This is a genomic window from Enterobacter cloacae complex sp. FDA-CDC-AR_0132 (assembly GCF_003010695.1).
GTDB lineage: Bacteria > Pseudomonadota > Gammaproteobacteria > Enterobacterales > Enterobacteriaceae > Enterobacter > Enterobacter ludwigii.
This window is the reverse complement of record NZ_CP027618.1, coordinates 761,006-777,612: the sequence shown is the minus strand read 5'-3', so window position 1 is coordinate 777,612 and position 16,607 is coordinate 761,006. Positions and strand designations below refer to the sequence as shown.

The window sequence follows — 16,607 nt, the reverse complement described above, 5'->3', positions numbered from 1 at the left end:
TCACATCGAAAAAACAGGGTGTTTTATTCTGTCAGTTTCTTCGCCAGTTTCCGGCCAAGCGATTCGAGAATATAGATGACGGGTATTTGTGTGGTGATATCGTACACGCCGCCTATCCGCATCTGAGGGACATGCCAGGAGAGGTTAAAGTCCGCGAGCTTTGCCAGGCGCGAGTGCTCGTGGCTGGTAATGGAGAGCACTTTGCAGCGATGCAGGCTAAACTGGCTGGCAAAGCGCAGGATCTCTTCGGTTTCACCGGATACCGACAGCACAATCGCCAGCGCGTTTTTAGCCATATCATTGGTGACCGGGAAATAAGGATCGTCGATGTGGTTGCTGAATTTACCGATATTCGAAAAGAAGCGTGCGCCATATTTTGCCAGCGAGCCAGACGTGCCCGCGCCGACAAATATAATACGTTCGGAAGATAAAATAATATCGACCGCCTCATCTAATAAAGCATCGAACTCTTCGTTATTAACGCCTTTAAAGAAGCTGATAATTTCGCTGGCACCAAAATTTGCCTGCTGGGGTTCGTTCTGCTCTAAATAGAGCTTAAAGCGCACGCGGAATTCAGAGTAGCCTTCGCAGTTGAGTTTGCGGCAAAAGCGCAGGATAGTGGTCGTTGAGACGCCAGCCGCATCCGCCAGCTCGCGGATGGTCATGTACATGACTTTGTCACGATTTTTAATGACATAGTTGTAGACCATCATTTCCAGATTATTGAGACTGGCAATGGCGGCGTGGGTGAACATACTCACAATGGCGAAACTCTCATTCAGACATCATTTATCCATCATAACATGCAGCAAGTCGGCAGGATCCAATTTTATGCCCTTGATTCTTAATGATTAAATTTTAATGTGAACAAATGTTAGGTGAATAATTTGTTTATGTTCATGATTTATAGATAAAAATTATGTTTGTGAAATTATTTTAGCTAACAGGTGTTCACTGGAATCATTCTCAGTTAGCATAGACAGGTGATGAATATTCATCGTTAGTTTTCCCGGAGTTTTGTATGGTGAGCAGACCATTAATTGCACAGGGATATTCGCTGGCTGAGGAAATAGCCAACAGTATTAGCCACGGTATTGGCCTGGTTTTTGGGATTGTCGGTTTAGTGTTATTGCTGGTGCAGGCGGTGGATACGAATGCCAGCGCAATGGCCATCACCAGCTACAGTCTGTATGGCGGGAGTATGATCCTGCTGTTCCTGGCGTCGACACTGTACCACGCTATCCCGCATCAACGGGCCAAGATCTGGCTCAAGAAATTCGACCACTGCGCTATCTATCTTCTTATTGCAGGGACCTACACGCCTTTCCTGCTGGTGGGTCTTAACTCGCCGCTGTCGCGTGGCCTGATGATTGTTATCTGGAGCCTGGCGCTGCTGGGGATCCTGTTTAAGCTGACCATTGCGCACCGGTTTAAGGTGCTGTCGCTGGTGACCTATCTCACGATGGGCTGGCTTTCGCTGATTGTGGTTTATCAACTGGCGATCAAGCTGGCGGTAGGGGGCGTGACGCTTCTGGCCGTTGGGGGCATCGTCTACTCGCTGGGCGTCATTTTCTATGTCTGCAAGCGTATCCCGTACAATCATGCTATCTGGCATGGGTTTGTGCTGGGCGGTAGCGTGTGCCACTTTTTAGCGATTTATCTCTATGTGGGGCAGGTTTAATTTCAGAACGTTGATCTTCTTGCCTCCGCCCTCTCTTCGTGAGAGTAAGCAAAAAAAAACGGTAACCGTCAGGTTACCGTTTTTTTATCTCGTCGCCGGGCAATGACGCCTTACTCTTCCAGCGAATACGGCAGTGGCTCAATGCTCAGTGTATTGGCATCGTCACGCACGCGGAACACGCTGTCGGCTTCCATATCGTTGTTCATGACGGCCTGAACCAGAAGGCGGCCATCATCCAGTTGAACTGCGGCTAACACCGTGCCGGTACGGCGCCAGTTCTCGCCCATCTTCAGCTCTAAATCTTCACCAGCGTCAGGCACGCGGCTGGCGTGGCCCGCCAGGGTCCACAGTGCGCGTTTGTTGGCTCCGCGGAATTTGGCGCGTGCCACCATCTCCTGGCCGGTATAGCACCCTTTCTTAAAGCTAATGCCACCCAGCGCCTGCAGGTTGGTGGCCTGAGGAATGAACTGCCCGCTGTTTGCGGCGTCAATCACCGGCAGACCGGCTTCAATGTTCAGCGCCAGCCACTGTTGGCTGTTATTAAACTGGGCTTCACCGCGCAGCGCCTCGGTGACGCGTTCGGCGGTCGCGGTATCCGTGACTAACAGAAAGCGTTCCGCCGGGTGTTCAAACCACAGGATAGACGTTGCGCCTTCGCTGACGACCTGTTTCTGGGCATCCGGGAGCTCACTGAACAGATTTTTCAGCGCCGCACGGGCCTGGAAGCCTGCCACGCCCAGCAGAACGTGTTCATCATCCGCGGCGATAGTGACTTTTGAGAAGACCGCGTATTTTTTCAGCTCGGTGAGCTGCGCGTCGCGCAGGTTGCGGCGCTCAATAAAGGCAAAACCCTCCTGACGACGGAAAAGGCGCAGGTTGCTCCACATCTTCCCTTTTGGATCGCAGTGTGCGACCAGCAGATGCTGGTGTTCGTCCATCTGGCTGACGTCGGCGGTTACCTGGCCCTGCAGGTATTTTTCGCTGTCTGCACCGGTGAGTGTCGCCAGCGCCCAGTCATCAAGAGTAATAAGCGTCAGCGGCAGACGCGCAGAGGCGGCGGGCTGGCGAGGAGAAAATGGTGTAAAGGCCATAACGATATCCTGAATTGCTTAACGCTTTGATAATGCCTAATGGTAAAAGAGCCTGCTGGCATTGCAAGCGCTTTCAACAGGCCATTTGTGCCATAACCCGGTTATGCGTAGCGCCACGCAAAATAGTGTAATCCGCTGTTTTTATAGGGTTTATTGTGGAAGCGCGCTCGTGGTTCGCAATATTCCAGTAAAGAAACGGTCAAAAACACGTTACACTAGCTGGTGTCCCCGCAGAGAAATCAAGAACACTGGACGGGGTGCCGACTGTGCCAAACGTAATGCAGGAAACAGAACATGGATATTAACAACAAGGCCCGTATTCACTGGGCGTGCCGTCGCGGCATGCGTGAACTTGATATTTCCATCATGCCTTTCTTCGAATATGAGTATGACAGCTTAAGCGATGATGATAAGCGTCTGTTTGTTCGCCTGCTTGAGTCTGACGATCCTGATTTATTTAACTGGCTGATGAATCACGGCAAACCCGCCGACACCGAGTTGCAACGGATGGTGCAATTAATTCAAACACGGAATCAGGAACGTGGTCCTGTGGCAATCTGACCTTCGCGTCTCGTGGCGCTCGCAGTGGATGTCGTTGTTGCTCCACGGCCTGGTCGCGGCCTTTGTGTTACTGATGCCGTGGCCGCTTAGCTATACGCCTCTGTGGCTGCTGTTGCTGTCGTTTGTGGTGTTTGACAGCGTGCGCAGCCAGCGCCGCATTCATGCCCGTCAGGGGGAGATCAAATTACTGATGGATTCCCGCCTGCGCTGGCAGGGAAAAGAGTGGGAAATTCTCGGTATGCCCTGGATGATCGCTTCCGGCATGATGCTGCGGCTACGTAGCGTGGACAGCGGGCGTCGCCAGCATCTGTGGCTGGCTGCGGACAGTATGGATAGCGCTGAGTGGCGGGACCTGCGTCGGATGTTATTACAGCAGCTGACGCAGGAGTAATTCGCGTTAGCTAAACTGTTCTGCCATTTCGCCCAGAATCTGCTCACACCAGCTTTGCAGGCGCTCATCGCTGAGATCGTACTGGTTGGTTTCATCCAGTGCCAGCCCGACAAACAGCTGCCCATCGGCAATAATCGGTTTCTTACTGGTGAACTCGTACCCTTCGGTTGGCCAGTAACCGATAAACGTGACGCCCTTCGGTGCCAGTTTGTCGTGCAGCATGCCAAGTGCGTCCAGGAACCACTCACCGTAACCCAGCTGATCTCCCATGCCGTACATGGCAATGATTTTGCCGTCGAGGTTAAGCGTATCAAGCTGGTCCCAGATGGCTTCCCAGTCTTCCTGTATTTCGCCGAAATCCCAGGTCGGGATGCCGAGGATCAGCACGTCGTACTGCTCCATCAGCGTAAGCGCGTCATCTTTCAGGTTATGCAACGTCACCAGTTCCGGGCCAATGATGTCCCGAATTTTCTCTGCCGCCATTTCGGTGTAGCAGGTGCTGGAACCATAGAACAGACCAATATTCATCGCGTGACTATCTCAATTCTTGCTTTGACTTTGTGCGTAGTGTACCAGAAACCGGTAGCAATCAGGCATAATGGCCTGACTGCAGAATCAAAGGGGCTGATGTGGAAAAGGATCTCGCACTCATCGAACAGTTTCTCGATGCACTGTGGCTGGAGAAGAACCTGGCCGAGAATACGCTCAGTGCCTACCGGCGCGATCTCACCATGCTGGTGGAGTGGCTGGCGCACCGTGGGCTGTCGCTGGCGAACGCCCAAAGCGACGACCTGCAGGCGCTGCTGGGCGAGCGGATGGAAGGGGGCTACAAGGCCACCAGTTCCGCACGTTTGCTCAGCGCAATGCGTCGGCTGTTCCAGCATCTCAACCGTGAAAAAATTCGCGAAGACGATCCCAGTGCGCTCCTGGCCTCCCCGAAACTCCCGCAGCGGCTGCCGAAAGATCTCAGCGAAGCACAAGTTGAGAGATTATTACAGTCACCCGCAGTTGACCTGCCGCTGGAGTTACGCGATAAAGCCATGCTTGAGCTATTGTATGCTACCGGTTTGCGTGTTTCTGAACTGGTCGGCCTGACGATGAGCGACATTAGCCTTCGTCAGGGCGTGGTTCGCGTAATCGGTAAAGGAAACAAGGAAAGGCTGGTGCCGCTGGGTGAAGAGGCGGTGTACTGGCTGGAAACGTATCTGGATCACGGTCGTCCATGGTTGCTTAATGGCGCTTCAATCGACGTCTTGTTCCCCAGCCAGCGCGCACAACAGATGACGCGGCAAACGTTCTGGCATCGCATCAAACATTACGCCACACTGGCGGGTATCGACAGTGAAAAGCTTTCGCCACACGTTTTGCGTCATGCCTTTGCGACGCATCTGCTGAACCATGGCGCCGACCTGCGCGTGGTGCAGATGCTGCTGGGACACAGCGATCTTTCCACGACCCAAATTTATACCCATGTCGCGACGGAACGGCTGCGGCAGCTACACCAACAGCACCACCCACGAGCGTGAGTGCCGACGAATTAGGATCTTATATGAAAAAGTCTTTCGCGCTGTTCACCCTGCTGGCAGCCTCATTTACCGGTTTTGCCCATGCGGATGACGCCGCTATCAAACAGTCTCTGGCGAAGCTTGGCGTCACCAGCAGTGATATCCAGTCTGCACCGGTTGCCGGCATGAAAACGGTTCTGACGAACAGCGGCGTGCTGTACGTGACCGAAGACGGAAAACACATTATTCAGGGGCCAATGTACGACGTGAGCGGTGCACAGCCGGTCAACGTAACCAACCAGCTGTTGATGAAAAACCTGAACGCGCTCGAAAAAGAGATGATCGTTTATAAAGCGGCGCAGGAAAAACACGTCATTACCGTCTTCACCGACATCACCTGTGGCTACTGCCATAAGCTGCATGAAGAGATGAAAGATTACAACGCGCTGGGGATCACCGTGCGTTATCTGGCCTTCCCGCGCGCGGGCGTTGAGAGCAAGCCAGAGCAGGATATGAAAGCTATCTGGTGTGCGAAAGACCGCAACAAAGCCTTTGATGACGCGATGAATGGCAAAGGCGTGCAGCCTGCATCCTGCGACATTGATATCGCTAACCACTACGCGCTGGGTGTGCAGTTTGGCGTGAACGGTACGCCAGCGATTGTCCTGAGCAATGGCTATGTTGTTCCGGGTTATCAGGGACCTAAAGAGATGAAAGAGTTCCTCGACGCGCACCAGAAACAGTTTGGTGGTAAATAATTCGCGTGAAAGCCCCAATAAAACTGCGCCGCCGCGAGGCGGTTGAACATGCTGATTTGCCTGACGACCTCCCGCCGCTGTTAAAGCGGCTTTACGCCAGCCGTGGCGTGCGTACCGCTGCCGACCTTGAGCGCAGCGTTAAAGGGATGTTGCCATGGCAGCAGTTAAACGGCATCGAAAAAGCCACAGAAATTCTCTACAACGCGCTGTGTGAAGGTACGCGCATTGTGGTGGTGGGGGATTTTGATGCTGATGGCGCAACCAGTACCGCGCTGAGCGTGCTGAGCCTGCGCGCGCTGGGCTGCGACAACGTGACATATCTGGTGCCGAACCGGTTTGAAGATGGTTACGGCCTCAGCCCGGAAGTGGTCGATCAGGCCCATGCCCGCGGCGCACAGCTTATCCTGACCGTAGACAACGGGATCTCTTCCCATGCGGGCGTCGATCATGCGCATCAGCTGGGGATCCCGGTGCTGGTTACCGATCACCACCTGCCGGGTGAAACGCTGCCTGCCGCGGAAGCGATCATCAACCCGAACCTGCGCGACTGCGATTTCCCGTCGAAATCACTCGCAGGCGTCGGCGTGGCATTTTATCTGATGCTGGCGTTACGCACGCTGCTGCGTGATAAGGGCTGGTTCGACGCCCGCGGTATTGCCGTGCCGAACCTGGCCGAGTATCTCGACCTGGTCGCACTGGGGACCGTCGCAGACGTGGTGCCGCTCGATACCAATAACCGTATTCTGACCTGGCAGGGCTTAAGCCGCATCCGGGCGGGCAAATGCCGTCCCGGTATCAAAGCGCTGCTTGAGATTGCTAACCGCGATCCGCTCAAGCTGGCGGCAAGCGATCTGGGCTTCGCCCTGGGGCCTCGCCTGAACGCGGCCGGCAGACTGGACGACATGTCCGTTGGCGTCGCGTTGCTGCTGTGCGACAACATTGGTGAAGCGCGCGTGCTGGCTAATGAGCTGGACGCCCTGAACCAGACCCGTAAAGAGATTGAACAGGGAATGCAGGTTGAAGCGCTGACCCTGTGCGAAAAACTGGAACGCAGCGGCGATACGCTGCCGGGCGGCCTGGCGATGTATCACCCTGAGTGGCATCAGGGCGTGGTGGGCATTCTGGCTTCGCGTATTAAAGAGCGTTTCCACCGCCCGGTCATTGCGTTTGCACCGGCTGGTGATGGCACCCTCAAAGGCTCCGGGCGTTCGATTCAGGGGCTGCACATGCGCGATGCGCTGGAGCGTCTGGATACCCTCTACCCGGGTCTGATGCTCAAGTTCGGCGGCCATGCCATGGCGGCAGGTTTGTCGCTGGAAGAGGCGAAGTTCGACGAGTTCCAGCGTCTGTTCGGCGAGCTGGTCACCGACTGGATTGACCCGGCCCTGCTGCAGGGCGAAGTGGTTTCCGATGGCGAACTCACGGCGGTTGAGATGACGATGGAAGTGGCACAGATGCTCCGGGATGCAGGGCCGTGGGGGCAGATGTTCCCGGAACCCCTGTTCGATGGCCGCTTCCGTCTGCTGCAACAGCGCATTGTTGGTGAGCGCCATCTTAAAGTGATGGTCGAGCCTGTAGGCGGTGGCCCGCTGCTGGACGGTATTGCCTTTAACGTCGATACCGCTGTCTGGCCGGACAACGGCGTGCGCGAAGTTGAGCTGGCTTACAAACTGGATATAAACGAGTTCCGCGGTAACCGCACCCTTCAGATCATCATCGACAATATCTGGCCAATTTAGCGGCAGTAATCTCTATAAAAAAGGGCGTGGATTCGGTACAATCCCGCTCTTATCACCGCATTTTGACAAGTCCATAAAAGAAAACAGACCATGTTTGAAATTAATCCGGTAAAAAACCGTATTCAGGACCTCACGGAGCGCTCTGACGTTCTTAGGGGGTATCTTTGACTACGATGCCAAGAAAGAGCGTCTTGAAGAAGTAAACGCCGAGCTGGAACAGCCGGACGTCTGGAACGAACCTGAACGCGCGCAGGCGCTGGGTAAAGAGCGTTCCTCTCTCGAAGCTATCGTAGATACGCTGGATCAAATGGCTCAGGGGCTGGAAGATGTTTCCGGTTTACTGGAGCTGGCCGTCGAAGCTGACGACGAAGAAACCTTTAACGAAGCCGTGGCTGAACTCGACGTGCTCGAAGAGAAGCTGGCACAGCTTGAATTCCGTCGCATGTTCTCCGGTGAATACGATAACGCTGACTGCTATCTCGATATTCAGGCAGGTTCTGGCGGTACCGAAGCCCAGGACTGGGCCAGCATGCTGATGCGCATGTATCTGCGCTGGGCGGAAGCCCGCGGCTTCAAAACCGAAATCATCGAAGAGTCTGAAGGTGAAGTGGCCGGTATTAAATCTGTCACCATCAAGATTATTGGCGATTACGCCTACGGCTGGCTGCGTACCGAGACGGGGGTTCACCGCCTGGTGCGTAAGAGCCCGTTCGACTCCGGCGGCCGTCGTCACACCTCCTTCAGCTCCGCGTTTGTCTATCCGGAAGTTGACGAAGATATCGATATCGACATCAACCCGGCGGATCTGCGTATCGACGTTTACCGCGCATCCGGCGCGGGTGGTCAGCACGTTAACCGTACGGAATCTGCGGTGCGTATCACCCACATTCCAACCGGGCTGGTGACGCAATGCCAGAACGACCGTTCCCAGCATAAGAACAAAGACCAGGCCATGAAGCAGATGAAAGCGAAGCTTTATGAGCTGGAGATGCAGAAGAAAAATGCTGAGAAACAGGCGATGGAAGATAACAAATCTGACATCGGTTGGGGCAGCCAGATCCGTTCTTACGTCCTTGATGACTCCCGCATCAAAGACCTGCGTACCGGGGTTGAAACCCGTAACACGCAGGCGGTGCTGGACGGCAGCCTGGACCAATTTATCGAAGCAAGTTTGAAAGCAGGGTTATGAGGAACCAACATGTCTGAACAACAAGCACAGGGCGCTGACGCGGTAGTCGATCTTAATAACGAACTGAAAACCCGCCGCGAGAAGCTGGCAGCACTGCGCGAGCAGGGCGTGCCGTTCCCGAACGATTTTCGTCGTGACCATACCTCAGACCAACTGCACGCTGACTTCGACGGTAAAGAGAACGAAGAGCTGGAAGCGCTGAACATCGAAGTGGCCGTTGCTGGCCGCATGATGACCCGTCGTATCATGGGTAAAGCCTCCTTCGTGACGCTGCAGGACGTTGGCGGCCGTATTCAGCTGTACGTCTCCCGTGACGACCTGCCGGAAGGCATCTACAACGAGCAGTTCAAGAAGTGGGACCTGGGCGATATCCTGGGGGCGAAAGGTAAGCTGTTCAAAACCAAGACCGGTGAGCTGTCTATCCATTGCACCGAACTGCGTCTGCTGACCAAAGCCCTGCGCCCGCTGCCGGACAAATTCCATGGCCTGCAGGATCAGGAAGCGCGCTACCGTCAGCGTTACCTGGATCTCATCTCCAACGATGAATCCCGTAAGACCTTCAAGATTCGCTCTCAGATCATGGCCGGTATCCGTCAGTTCATGGTTAACCGCGACTTTATGGAAGTGGAAACCCCAATGATGCAGGTGATCCCAGGCGGTGCGTCTGCACGTCCGTTCATCACCCATCACAACGCCCTCGATCTGGACATGTACCTGCGTATCGCGCCGGAACTGTACCTGAAGCGTCTGGTCGTCGGTGGTTTTGACCGCGTGTTCGAAATCAACCGTAACTTCCGTAACGAAGGCATCTCCGTGCGTCATAACCCAGAGTTCACCATGATGGAACTCTATATGGCGTATGCGGATTATAAAGATCTGATCGAGCTGACCGAATCACTGTTCCGTACCCTGGCGCAGGACATTCTGGGCACCACTAAAGTGCCTTACGGTGAAGAAGTCTTCGACTTCGGCAAGCCGTTTGAAAAACTGACCATGCGCGAAGCGATCATGAAATACCGTCCAGAAACCAACATGGCCGATCTGGATAACTTCGACTCTGCGAAAGCGATCGCGGAAAGCATCGGTATCAACGTTGAGAAGAGCTGGGGTCTGGGCCGTATCGTGACCGAGATCTTCGAAGAAGTGGCCGAAGCGCACCTGATTCAGCCGACCTTCATCACCGAATACCCGGCAGAAGTTTCTCCGCTGGCGCGTCGTAATGATATGAACCCGGAAATCACTGACCGCTTTGAGTTCTTCATCGGTGGCCGCGAAATCGGCAACGGCTTTAGCGAGCTGAACGATGCAGAAGATCAGGCTCAGCGCTTCCAGGATCAGGTTAACGCGAAAGCGGCGGGCGATGACGAAGCGATGTTCTTCGACGAAGACTATGTGACTGCACTGGAGCACGGTCTGCCACCAACCGCAGGTCTGGGGATTGGTATCGACCGTATGGTTATGCTGTTCACTAACAGCCACACCATCCGTGATGTGATCCTGTTCCCGGCGATGCGCCCGGTGAAATAAGCCGTTAAGACAGTAAAAAAAGCCCCGAAAGGGGCTTTTTTATTGCGCCGCGAAGGCCCTGAGCGCATCGCGGGCGACCGTCGCTTCCTGCACCATCCACGGGCTAAAGCTCCAGGGGGCAGCGTCCAGTGCGCGGAACAACGCTTCCAGCTCGACCCATTCATACTCCATCACTTCATCGTGATTAATATGCAGTTCGCTGGTGACGCGTGCTGCGAATACCGGGCAAATCTCGTTCTCCACGATCCCCGAAGGATCGGCTTCACGATAACGGAACTCAGAGGCGATGGGAGTGATATTGGCGATCTCCGCGCCAACCTCAAAGCGGCAACGGCGGATGATAGCCTGTTCCGTCTTTTCACCAGACTGAGGATGTCCACAAACGGAGTTGGTCCAGACGCCTGGCCAGGCTTTTTTGCTTAAGGCGCGTCGGGTAACCAGACACTCACCTCTGGCGTTAAAAAGCCACGATGAGAAAGCCAGGTGCAGCGGGGTGTGGGCGGTGTGCGCGGCGTACTTTTCCTGAGTGCCAATCACCATTCCCTGGTCATTTACCAAAATAACGTGTTCTTGAATACTCATTGATGCTCCAGTGCCAACGATGCGGATGGCTCTGCACCATCAGCAGCTGCATTATACTGCATTCCTCCATGCGCCGTTTGCTCTCAAGAGCGGAAAAGGGCTGACCCATATCAGTCTGGGCTGGTATCATAGTGCGCCATTCACGCTGACCGAGGATCTGTTTTGTTTGCAGGAAGCCTGACGAGAAATCCCATTACCGCCGTTTTTTGTCTGACGCTGACGCTATTACTGGCAGGCTGTTCAGGAAGCAAGTCGTCGGATATGGGCAGCTATTCCGGTGCGGTTTATACCGTTAAGCGCGGGGATACGCTGTATCGGATTTCGCGCGCAACGGGGACCAGCGTGAAGGACCTGGCGCGTCTGAATAACATCTCTCCACCCTACACCATTGAGGTGGGGCAGAAACTGAAGGTTAACGGTGGCGCGTCTTCAACGAAGAAACCCTCAAAAGGCAAAACAGCTAAAGTGACGCCGTCTTACGCGGTGCCGCAGTCCTCATGGCCTCCGGTCGGCCAGCGTTGCTGGGTCTGGCCTGCCAGCGGCAAGGTCGTGTTGCCTTACTCCTTGTCTGAGGGGGGCAATAAAGGCATTGATATCGCTGCTGCGCGCGGCACGCCAGTCTATGCATCAGGGGCAGGGAAGGTGGTCTACGTCGGCAACCAGCTGCGCGGTTACGGTAACCTGATCATGATTAAGCATGGGGAAGATTACATCACTGCCTATGCCCACAACGATACGATGCTGGTGAACAACGGGCAGAATGTGAAGGCTGGGCAGAAGATTGCCACCATGGGCAGTACCGGTACGGACTCGGTGAAGTTACACTTCCAGATCCGCTATCGCGCCACAGCCATCGATCCGCAGCGTTATCTTCCGGCGCCAGGCAGTAAGCCAAAGTGCTAAGTGATTATATAATCGCCATTTAGTTGCAAAGAGGCTTGTATGAAGAGGCGTAAGGTCTATAATGCCTTACGCACCTCAAAGCGGGCGTAGTTCAATGGTAGAACGAGAGCTTCCCAAGCTCTATACGAGGGTTCGATTCCCTTCGCCCGCTCCAATCTCCTGATAAATCAACAAGTTATGATTTATCAGTTAGTTACGTTGCCCCGCTTTAGCAGGTACAACTTAAACTACCCATTGTTCTACGCCCGCACCTGTCGCGTGATTGGTCTGTGGTACAAGGGAGCATATTATCACGCTGGCGGTGGTTCCAAGTTCTTACCGCGACAGTACAACAACGAACAAAAAGCTACATACCTGGCATAACTCCCGAACAGATTGAACACACGCATTTAAGCCCGATGTGTGGCCCTATAAGCCACGTAAACAGGTGAATAGTGGTAATGCCCCGGTAGCTACAGATCCGGCTCTGCCAGCGCTTCGCTCACGCTCCGAAAGGTACACGAGCACCCTGATAAGGTGTTATCTCTCTGAACATTGATGTAGTCGCCTAACGGCTCCGCTTGTTGCTTGTACCACTAACGGGGCTTTATGGCTTCTATTGTCTGAAATCTGATACATTGCACAAACATCATGTGGATTGCTGTAAAGTTCATCAGTATGATTGCTTGCACAATCAGCGATTGGGAAAGCACTTCTGGAAGATAAGGGACGAGACAATATGAAAGTGACTGATGAGGCGTTGTTACGTTCAGGATTTACACCATCGGATTTGCAGAAAATAAAAAACAACGTTGAAAGCTATGGTGGAACGTTGGGGGAAGCGATTCAGGATCTGGCTAATCGATTCAGGGTTGTTTTATGGATAACATCGGCATGTCTGATGGTTTTTATCCTTTTAGTGTTGTTTACTGCGAAAGAAACCGTCGTGGGTGGTGGGATATCAATTCTGATCGCAATAGTCATCGTTGCATTTATTCAGCCGCCAGTCCTTTCTTACAAATCCTGGCGGTTCTGGAGAAAATTCAGAGGCTAATGGCTCGCTGTGTCAGTAGAAAGCAGGTCAAAAATTACTTTGGCCTTAAGTCCATAACCTACTATTTTCATTGTTAATTTGGGACGGCTCATCGTGTCGACCTTGCGATAAAAATCACGGGGCATCCATTTAAATAGCCTCCATGCTTCGGGTCTTCTGGCTAATCCAAAGATGCTATATACACTTGCAGTTAACGTAATAGCGTTATAAATCGCAAGTCCTGTTTCAGGCTTGAAACCCATAAACTGGGCCGCTTCCATAGCACCATCAGCCACAAATCCCTCTGTGTGATATTGTTTTCCATATATAGCAGGGATGATTTCTTTTGACAGACCGTTAATGCCATCTGTTACAAGGATGGCCCCTGCCAGCATACCTAAAGGTGTCATCGTAGCGACCATCAACGCACCGCCAGCAATTGCTATTCCAGAAACCACAATGTGAATAGCTGAAATCATGTAGCCGACGATTTTATTATTTTCCTTAACAAACTCGACCTTCGCGTAAAGCTGTGCGGACTTGGTTCTTAACAGACGTTCTTGTTCTTGTAGATTATCTGTTTCAGCACGCAGATTTTTGATGCATACAATGCATTCTTCATCGGTTTTAGCTCGTCGTGCTGTTTCAAATTCTTTCTCTACAACCTGTTTTATCTCTTCAACAAACTTGATACGAGTTATCCCATCTTGCAAATAGAATGCTGACAGCCGGTTTGCTGTTTCGACGAGTTTCCGGGCTTCAAGATTCACCATGGTATCTGACCATGTTCTGTTCCAGCCCCTGTTGAGCAGTGCGATATCCATAAAGACTCCTTCCCAAAATGTGTCTGGTCATTTTACGTGCAATAAGGTCGAAGACAACAGGAAATACTTTCACAACCCCCCCCCGTGTGTGTCCTGTACCTTTATCCTCCCATTTTACATTCTCCTGCTGAAAATATTCCCGGCTCTGTTGGACCGCTGCTAGACGTGACAGGCCAGCAGTCAATACTTCCTTGTCTTCTTGCTGAAATATCGGACATCCCAGCCACATCTGTTCAGATAGATAATTTGTTAAAAAATGGGTCTATTTAACATAATGTACGTTATACGACTAACCGGATCGGCACTCATTGTCTAATCAGGCTGTATGCCTTATTTAGGAAGGTTTTCTCGTGAAAAGGCGATCAAAGTGAGTGCATAAACACTGCATAAAAGAGGGGTGTTTTTGCATAGCCTTTTTACAGAGTCTGATGCTTGTTTTCTGATGTTTTCCCACAATAAAGGGTTGTATAGGCTCAGTATTATTTCATGCGTGTGCAGAGCGGCCTGCGGCACAATAACAGATACATTCAACCGGTTTCACTACCAGACAACCCACCAACAGGCGAAATTCTCCCGCCCTAGCAGGTCACCGATGCGTACCTTTTCCACACAATTGTGAACTGCTCAACCAATAGCCCCATATGCTCCACCAGAATCCCGTAACGGCGATTTCTAGCATCAGATGTAAATAAACTGCGTACCGATAATCCACGACGTCCCACAGCGCACTACAGGCGGCTCAATGCATCCAAAAATAGACGGATTTTCAGAAGGTTGTGAAAAAAATTTATTTTTTCGATATGGGAGGGCGGATCGGTGATGGTGTTTAGCTACAATATGGCTGGCAGATCTGCCGAGGCCCTGCCACTACTGGCTTCGTTATGTATCCGATACCATAACGATCACCATTCCCCACAGGCGAGCCAGTGACAACAGACAGGATTTTCTATCAATTAACCGCAATTTATGGGTATTTAAATCCTATTATTTCCCGCCGAAAATCCAACCTATGACTGCACCGATCACCGCAGAGCGGGTCTCACCTGCTGCACTTTTGAGGACGTTAATAATGGTATCACCTGAAGTCGGGGCTTTCTGAGTAAGGACGCTTACACCAAGTGGGGTTAACTTGGCAGCGTAGTCCATATCTGTTGAGGTGGCCAAATTCAGTAAACCACTACAGACAGATATACGAGCACACCTGATAAGGTGTGACCCTCAGACAATCTGATGAAGTCGCTACGCTCCGCTCGTTACTTGTACCACTAACGGGGCTTTATGGCTTCTATTGTCCAAAATCTGTTAGTTGCGCATTTTATGCACCCTGGATACCCTGAGATTAATCCTATTAACTCAAGGGTGAGCATGGCTATCGGGAAGAGACAGAATCAAAAAGAATTACCTGAAGAAGAGTTGGATCGCTTGCTGGATGATCTTGAACTCACACAGGAGCAACGAGAGTTTATAGAATCCATGCGGCAAAATAACGAGAATAAAAACAACGAGGAGTAGTGTTTATGGCGGGGATCTGTGAAGGGGGCAGCCGTAGCTGCTAATCTTCATCTTTCTAAACAAAATGGGCTAAACTCTTTATTTGAGCTTTTTTCAAATACGCATCAGGCCTATTATAGAGTAAATTCTCCGCATCCTTATTTATCCAATGCTCATTCTATTAATCCTATAAGCAGAAATTTTTTAACCTAGATCGTTAAGCATTTTGGAAGAGGCGAGAGTAAGCAGAATTAAAAAACCTCTCGAAAAGAAAAATGGGTGATAAATTATGTTATCTGAGAACATAAAGTTATTGAGTCAATCTCGATGTTGGTAGTGTTATGATATAATTCAAGGGTATAGTGATGCTTTTCTTTCTATATGAGTCGACCTTTCTTCTGATTTTTCTCAATTTTATTTGCACATCAAGAACGGCTCTACTTTTTATAGCAGAAGTCAATAAATTTATCAGGTCAGTTGGTTTGTTATAAATTCCTCTTGCCAACTTAATCTTAAAAGACCTCATTAAATATTAAAAATATCGAAAGAATATATCCCTATGGATGGATTACAAAGTGAGAGTGGGTGTTTTTTATAACAAACTAATTATTTTATTGAGTGTTTTTTGATATTAATTAATGAATGATAATGCGCCGAAAATATTAATTCTCCAGATTTCTTAAATCTATATATTCATATATATTTCATTAAATACGTTCCTACTCCTTTGCCAGAAAAATTATCGCCGGTGAGCTGTGGATGTCAGAGTGTAACCGGGAAGTGTACTTCATTCTCGTCAGCAGGGGATTGCCTGTATGAATCAGCAAGGTGAACGGCGTTTGCCGCGCAACAGAACGAAAACTAACATTCATTACAATTTGAGTTATCTACTGCAGCCTTATATAAATCAGGCTCGATGACTAAATCTTCACATTCCTGACCACTCCGTCAATAACTATCTCTTCTGGCTCTTTACCGGGCCATTCATTGCCGCACAAATTCAGGGATCAGGACAACCGGATGCCGGTCATGTATATCTACCAGACCTTGAGCTGGGCCTCCGTACGCGTAAAATCGTCACCACGGCGCATGGCATCACCGAAACGCGCTTCCTGTGGCGGGGCTACCGCCTGTTGCAGGAGGAGCAGGAAACCAGGGGTTCAGCACTTATGTTTATGACCCGAATGAATCCTGTAGCCCGCCGGCTGGGATGATCATCTGCGTGACCAGAGCAGCGGTGAGATTTACTGGTTCAGTACCGATTTGAATGGTGCGCAACTGGAGGTGACCGATGCGCGTGGCGAGGTACACTGGAGCGGCCAGTATTGCAGTTTTGGCGAAGTCCGCTATCAG

General features: G+C 51.6%; 16 protein-coding genes, 1 tRNA gene and 1 pseudogene. 12 read left to right on the top strand and 6 right to left on the bottom strand.

Annotated features, from left to right (window positions below):
• Window positions 1-23 precede the first annotated feature (23 nt).
• Window positions 24-755, bottom strand: coding sequence for a MurR/RpiR family transcriptional regulator (locus AM379_RS03690; RefSeq protein WP_020883729.1), 732 nt, complete (start codon window positions 753-755; stop codon window positions 24-26).
• A gap of 266 nt (window positions 756-1,021) precedes the next feature.
• Here AM379_RS03690 and trhA point away from each other — a divergent pair, with 266 nt between their 5' ends.
• Window positions 1,022-1,681 (top strand): PAQR family membrane homeostasis protein TrhA, encoded by a 660-nt coding sequence (gene trhA, locus AM379_RS03685; RefSeq protein ID WP_014171517.1) that lies wholly within the window; start codon window positions 1,022-1,024, stop codon window positions 1,679-1,681.
• Between the two features lie 110 nt (window positions 1,682-1,791).
• Here the strand turns inward: trhA and ygfZ are convergent, their stop codons facing one another.
• Window positions 1,792-2,772: a tRNA-modifying protein YgfZ gene (ygfZ, locus tag AM379_RS03680; protein WP_032678924.1), complete on the bottom strand. Its 981-nt coding sequence runs from the start codon at window positions 2,770-2,772 to the stop codon at window positions 1,792-1,794.
• Between the two features lie 294 nt (window positions 2,773-3,066).
• Here ygfZ and sdhE point away from each other — a divergent pair, with 294 nt between their 5' ends.
• The gene (sdhE, locus tag AM379_RS03675; RefSeq protein ID WP_003863437.1) at window positions 3,067-3,333 is read left to right on the top strand and encodes an FAD assembly factor SdhE; all 267 of its coding nucleotides are present in this window, start codon (window positions 3,067-3,069) and stop codon (window positions 3,331-3,333) included.
• Window positions 3,314-3,724, top strand: coding sequence for a protein YgfX (locus AM379_RS03670; RefSeq protein ID WP_014171514.1), 411 nt, complete (start codon window positions 3,314-3,316; stop codon window positions 3,722-3,724). Before sdhE ends, AM379_RS03670 begins: the two co-directional genes overlap by 20 nt.
• Window positions 3,725-3,730: 6 nt before the next feature.
• On the opposite strand, the gene fldB is transcribed toward AM379_RS03670, so the two are convergent.
• A complete protein-coding gene (gene fldB, locus AM379_RS03665) occupies window positions 3,731-4,252 on the bottom strand; it encodes a flavodoxin FldB (RefSeq protein ID WP_014171513.1) in 522 nt (173 codons plus the stop codon).
• Window positions 4,253-4,353: 101 nt separating this feature from the next.
• On the opposite strand from fldB, the gene xerD reads away from it, so the two are divergent.
• The 5 genes from xerD (at window position 4,354) to lysS (ending at window position 10,442) form a co-directional block, all read left to right on the top strand.
• A complete protein-coding gene (gene xerD, locus AM379_RS03660; protein ID WP_032678923.1) occupies window positions 4,354-5,250 on the top strand; it encodes a site-specific tyrosine recombinase XerD in 897 nt (298 codons plus the stop codon).
• A 23-nt stretch (window positions 5,251-5,273) separates the two neighbouring features.
• Window positions 5,274-5,987: a bifunctional protein-disulfide isomerase/oxidoreductase DsbC gene (dsbC, locus tag AM379_RS03655; protein WP_020883731.1), complete on the top strand. Its 714-nt coding sequence runs from the start codon at window positions 5,274-5,276 to the stop codon at window positions 5,985-5,987.
• Window positions 5,988-5,992: 5 nt separating this feature from the next.
• Entirely contained in the window at window positions 5,993-7,726 is a 1,734-nt protein-coding gene (gene recJ / locus AM379_RS03650) for a single-stranded-DNA-specific exonuclease RecJ (protein ID WP_032678922.1), read from the top strand.
• Between the two features lie 90 nt (window positions 7,727-7,816).
• Window positions 7,817-8,915, top strand: a protein-coding gene (gene prfB / locus AM379_RS03645) for a peptide chain release factor 2 (protein WP_104440355.1) whose coding sequence is annotated in 2 segments (ribosomal slippage) — window positions 7,817-7,891 and window positions 7,893-8,915 — 1,098 coding nt in all. Because the reading frame shifts where the segments join, the coding sequence is not laid out codon by codon here.
• A 9-nt stretch (window positions 8,916-8,924) separates the two neighbouring features.
• A complete protein-coding gene (gene lysS / locus AM379_RS03640; protein WP_020883733.1) occupies window positions 8,925-10,442 on the top strand; it encodes a lysine--tRNA ligase in 1,518 nt (505 codons plus the stop codon).
• Between the two features lie 39 nt (window positions 10,443-10,481).
• Here lysS and idi read toward each other — a convergent pair whose 3' ends face one another.
• Window positions 10,482-11,024 (bottom strand): isopentenyl-diphosphate Delta-isomerase, encoded by a 543-nt coding sequence (gene idi / locus AM379_RS03635; protein ID WP_020883734.1) that lies wholly within the window; start codon window positions 11,022-11,024, stop codon window positions 10,482-10,484.
• 162 nt (window positions 11,025-11,186) lie between these two features.
• On the opposite strand from idi, the gene actS reads away from it, so the two are divergent.
• The 3 genes from actS (at window position 11,187) to AM379_RS03620 (ending at window position 12,960) form a co-directional block, all read left to right on the top strand.
• Window positions 11,187-11,927 carry an amidase activator ActS gene (gene actS / locus AM379_RS03630; RefSeq protein ID WP_020883735.1) on the top strand — a complete coding sequence of 247 codons (741 nt, stop codon included), beginning with the start codon at window positions 11,187-11,189 and terminating at the stop codon, window positions 11,925-11,927.
• Between the two features lie 80 nt (window positions 11,928-12,007).
• Window positions 12,008-12,081 (top strand) — tRNA-Gly (locus AM379_RS03625).
• A 564-nt stretch (window positions 12,082-12,645) separates the two neighbouring features.
• Complete coding sequence (locus AM379_RS03620; protein WP_032678921.1) at window positions 12,646-12,960, top strand: hypothetical protein; 315 nt, start codon at window positions 12,646-12,648, stop codon at window positions 12,958-12,960.
• On the opposite strand, the gene AM379_RS03615 is transcribed toward AM379_RS03620, so the two are convergent.
• Window positions 12,957-13,763, bottom strand: coding sequence for a DUF4225 domain-containing protein (locus AM379_RS03615; RefSeq protein ID WP_032678920.1), 807 nt, complete (start codon window positions 13,761-13,763; stop codon window positions 12,957-12,959). The genes AM379_RS03620 and AM379_RS03615 overlap by 4 nt on opposite strands.
• Before the next feature lie 1,278 nt (window positions 13,764-15,041).
• Here AM379_RS03615 and AM379_RS03610 point away from each other — a divergent pair.
• Window positions 15,042-15,275: a hypothetical protein gene (locus tag AM379_RS03610; protein ID WP_081308099.1), complete on the top strand. Its 234-nt coding sequence runs from the start codon at window positions 15,042-15,044 to the stop codon at window positions 15,273-15,275.
• A 917-nt stretch (window positions 15,276-16,192) separates the two neighbouring features.
• Here the strand turns inward: AM379_RS03610 and AM379_RS24590 are convergent.
• Window positions 16,193-16,304 (bottom strand): annotated as a pseudogene (locus tag AM379_RS24590) (SOS response-associated peptidase); the annotation flags it as partial.
• Window positions 16,305-16,607: the final 303 nt, after the last annotated feature.

What these genes read in the sequence shown, in the direction of transcription:
- ygfZ (WP_032678924.1), bottom strand. Translation starts at nt 2,772, where the DNA reads ATGGCCTTTACACCATTTTCTCCTCGCCAGCCCGCCGCCTCTGCGCGT.
- AM379_RS03615 (WP_032678920.1), bottom strand. Translation starts at nt 13,763, where the DNA reads ATGGATATCGCACTGCTCAACAGGGGCTGGAACAGAACATGGTCAGAT.
- sdhE (WP_003863437.1), top strand. Translation starts at nt 3,067, where the DNA reads ATGGATATTAACAACAAGGCCCGTATTCACTGGGCGTGCCGTCGCGGC.
- trhA (WP_014171517.1), top strand. Translation starts at nt 1,022, where the DNA reads ATGGTGAGCAGACCATTAATTGCACAGGGATATTCGCTGGCTGAGGAA.
- lysS (WP_020883733.1), top strand. Translation starts at nt 8,925, where the DNA reads ATGTCTGAACAACAAGCACAGGGCGCTGACGCGGTAGTCGATCTTAAT.
- AM379_RS03690 (WP_020883729.1), bottom strand. Translation starts at nt 755, where the DNA reads ATGTTCACCCACGCCGCCATTGCCAGTCTCAATAATCTGGAAATGATG.
- AM379_RS03620 (WP_032678921.1), top strand. Translation starts at nt 12,646, where the DNA reads ATGAAAGTGACTGATGAGGCGTTGTTACGTTCAGGATTTACACCATCG.
- idi (WP_020883734.1), bottom strand. Translation starts at nt 11,024, where the DNA reads ATGAGTATTCAAGAACACGTTATTTTGGTAAATGACCAGGGAATGGTG.
- AM379_RS03610 (WP_081308099.1), top strand. Translation starts at nt 15,042, where the DNA reads ATGGCTTCTATTGTCCAAAATCTGTTAGTTGCGCATTTTATGCACCCT.
- fldB (WP_014171513.1), bottom strand. Translation starts at nt 4,252, where the DNA reads ATGAATATTGGTCTGTTCTATGGTTCCAGCACCTGCTACACCGAAATG.
- dsbC (WP_020883731.1), top strand. Translation starts at nt 5,274, where the DNA reads ATGAAAAAGTCTTTCGCGCTGTTCACCCTGCTGGCAGCCTCATTTACC.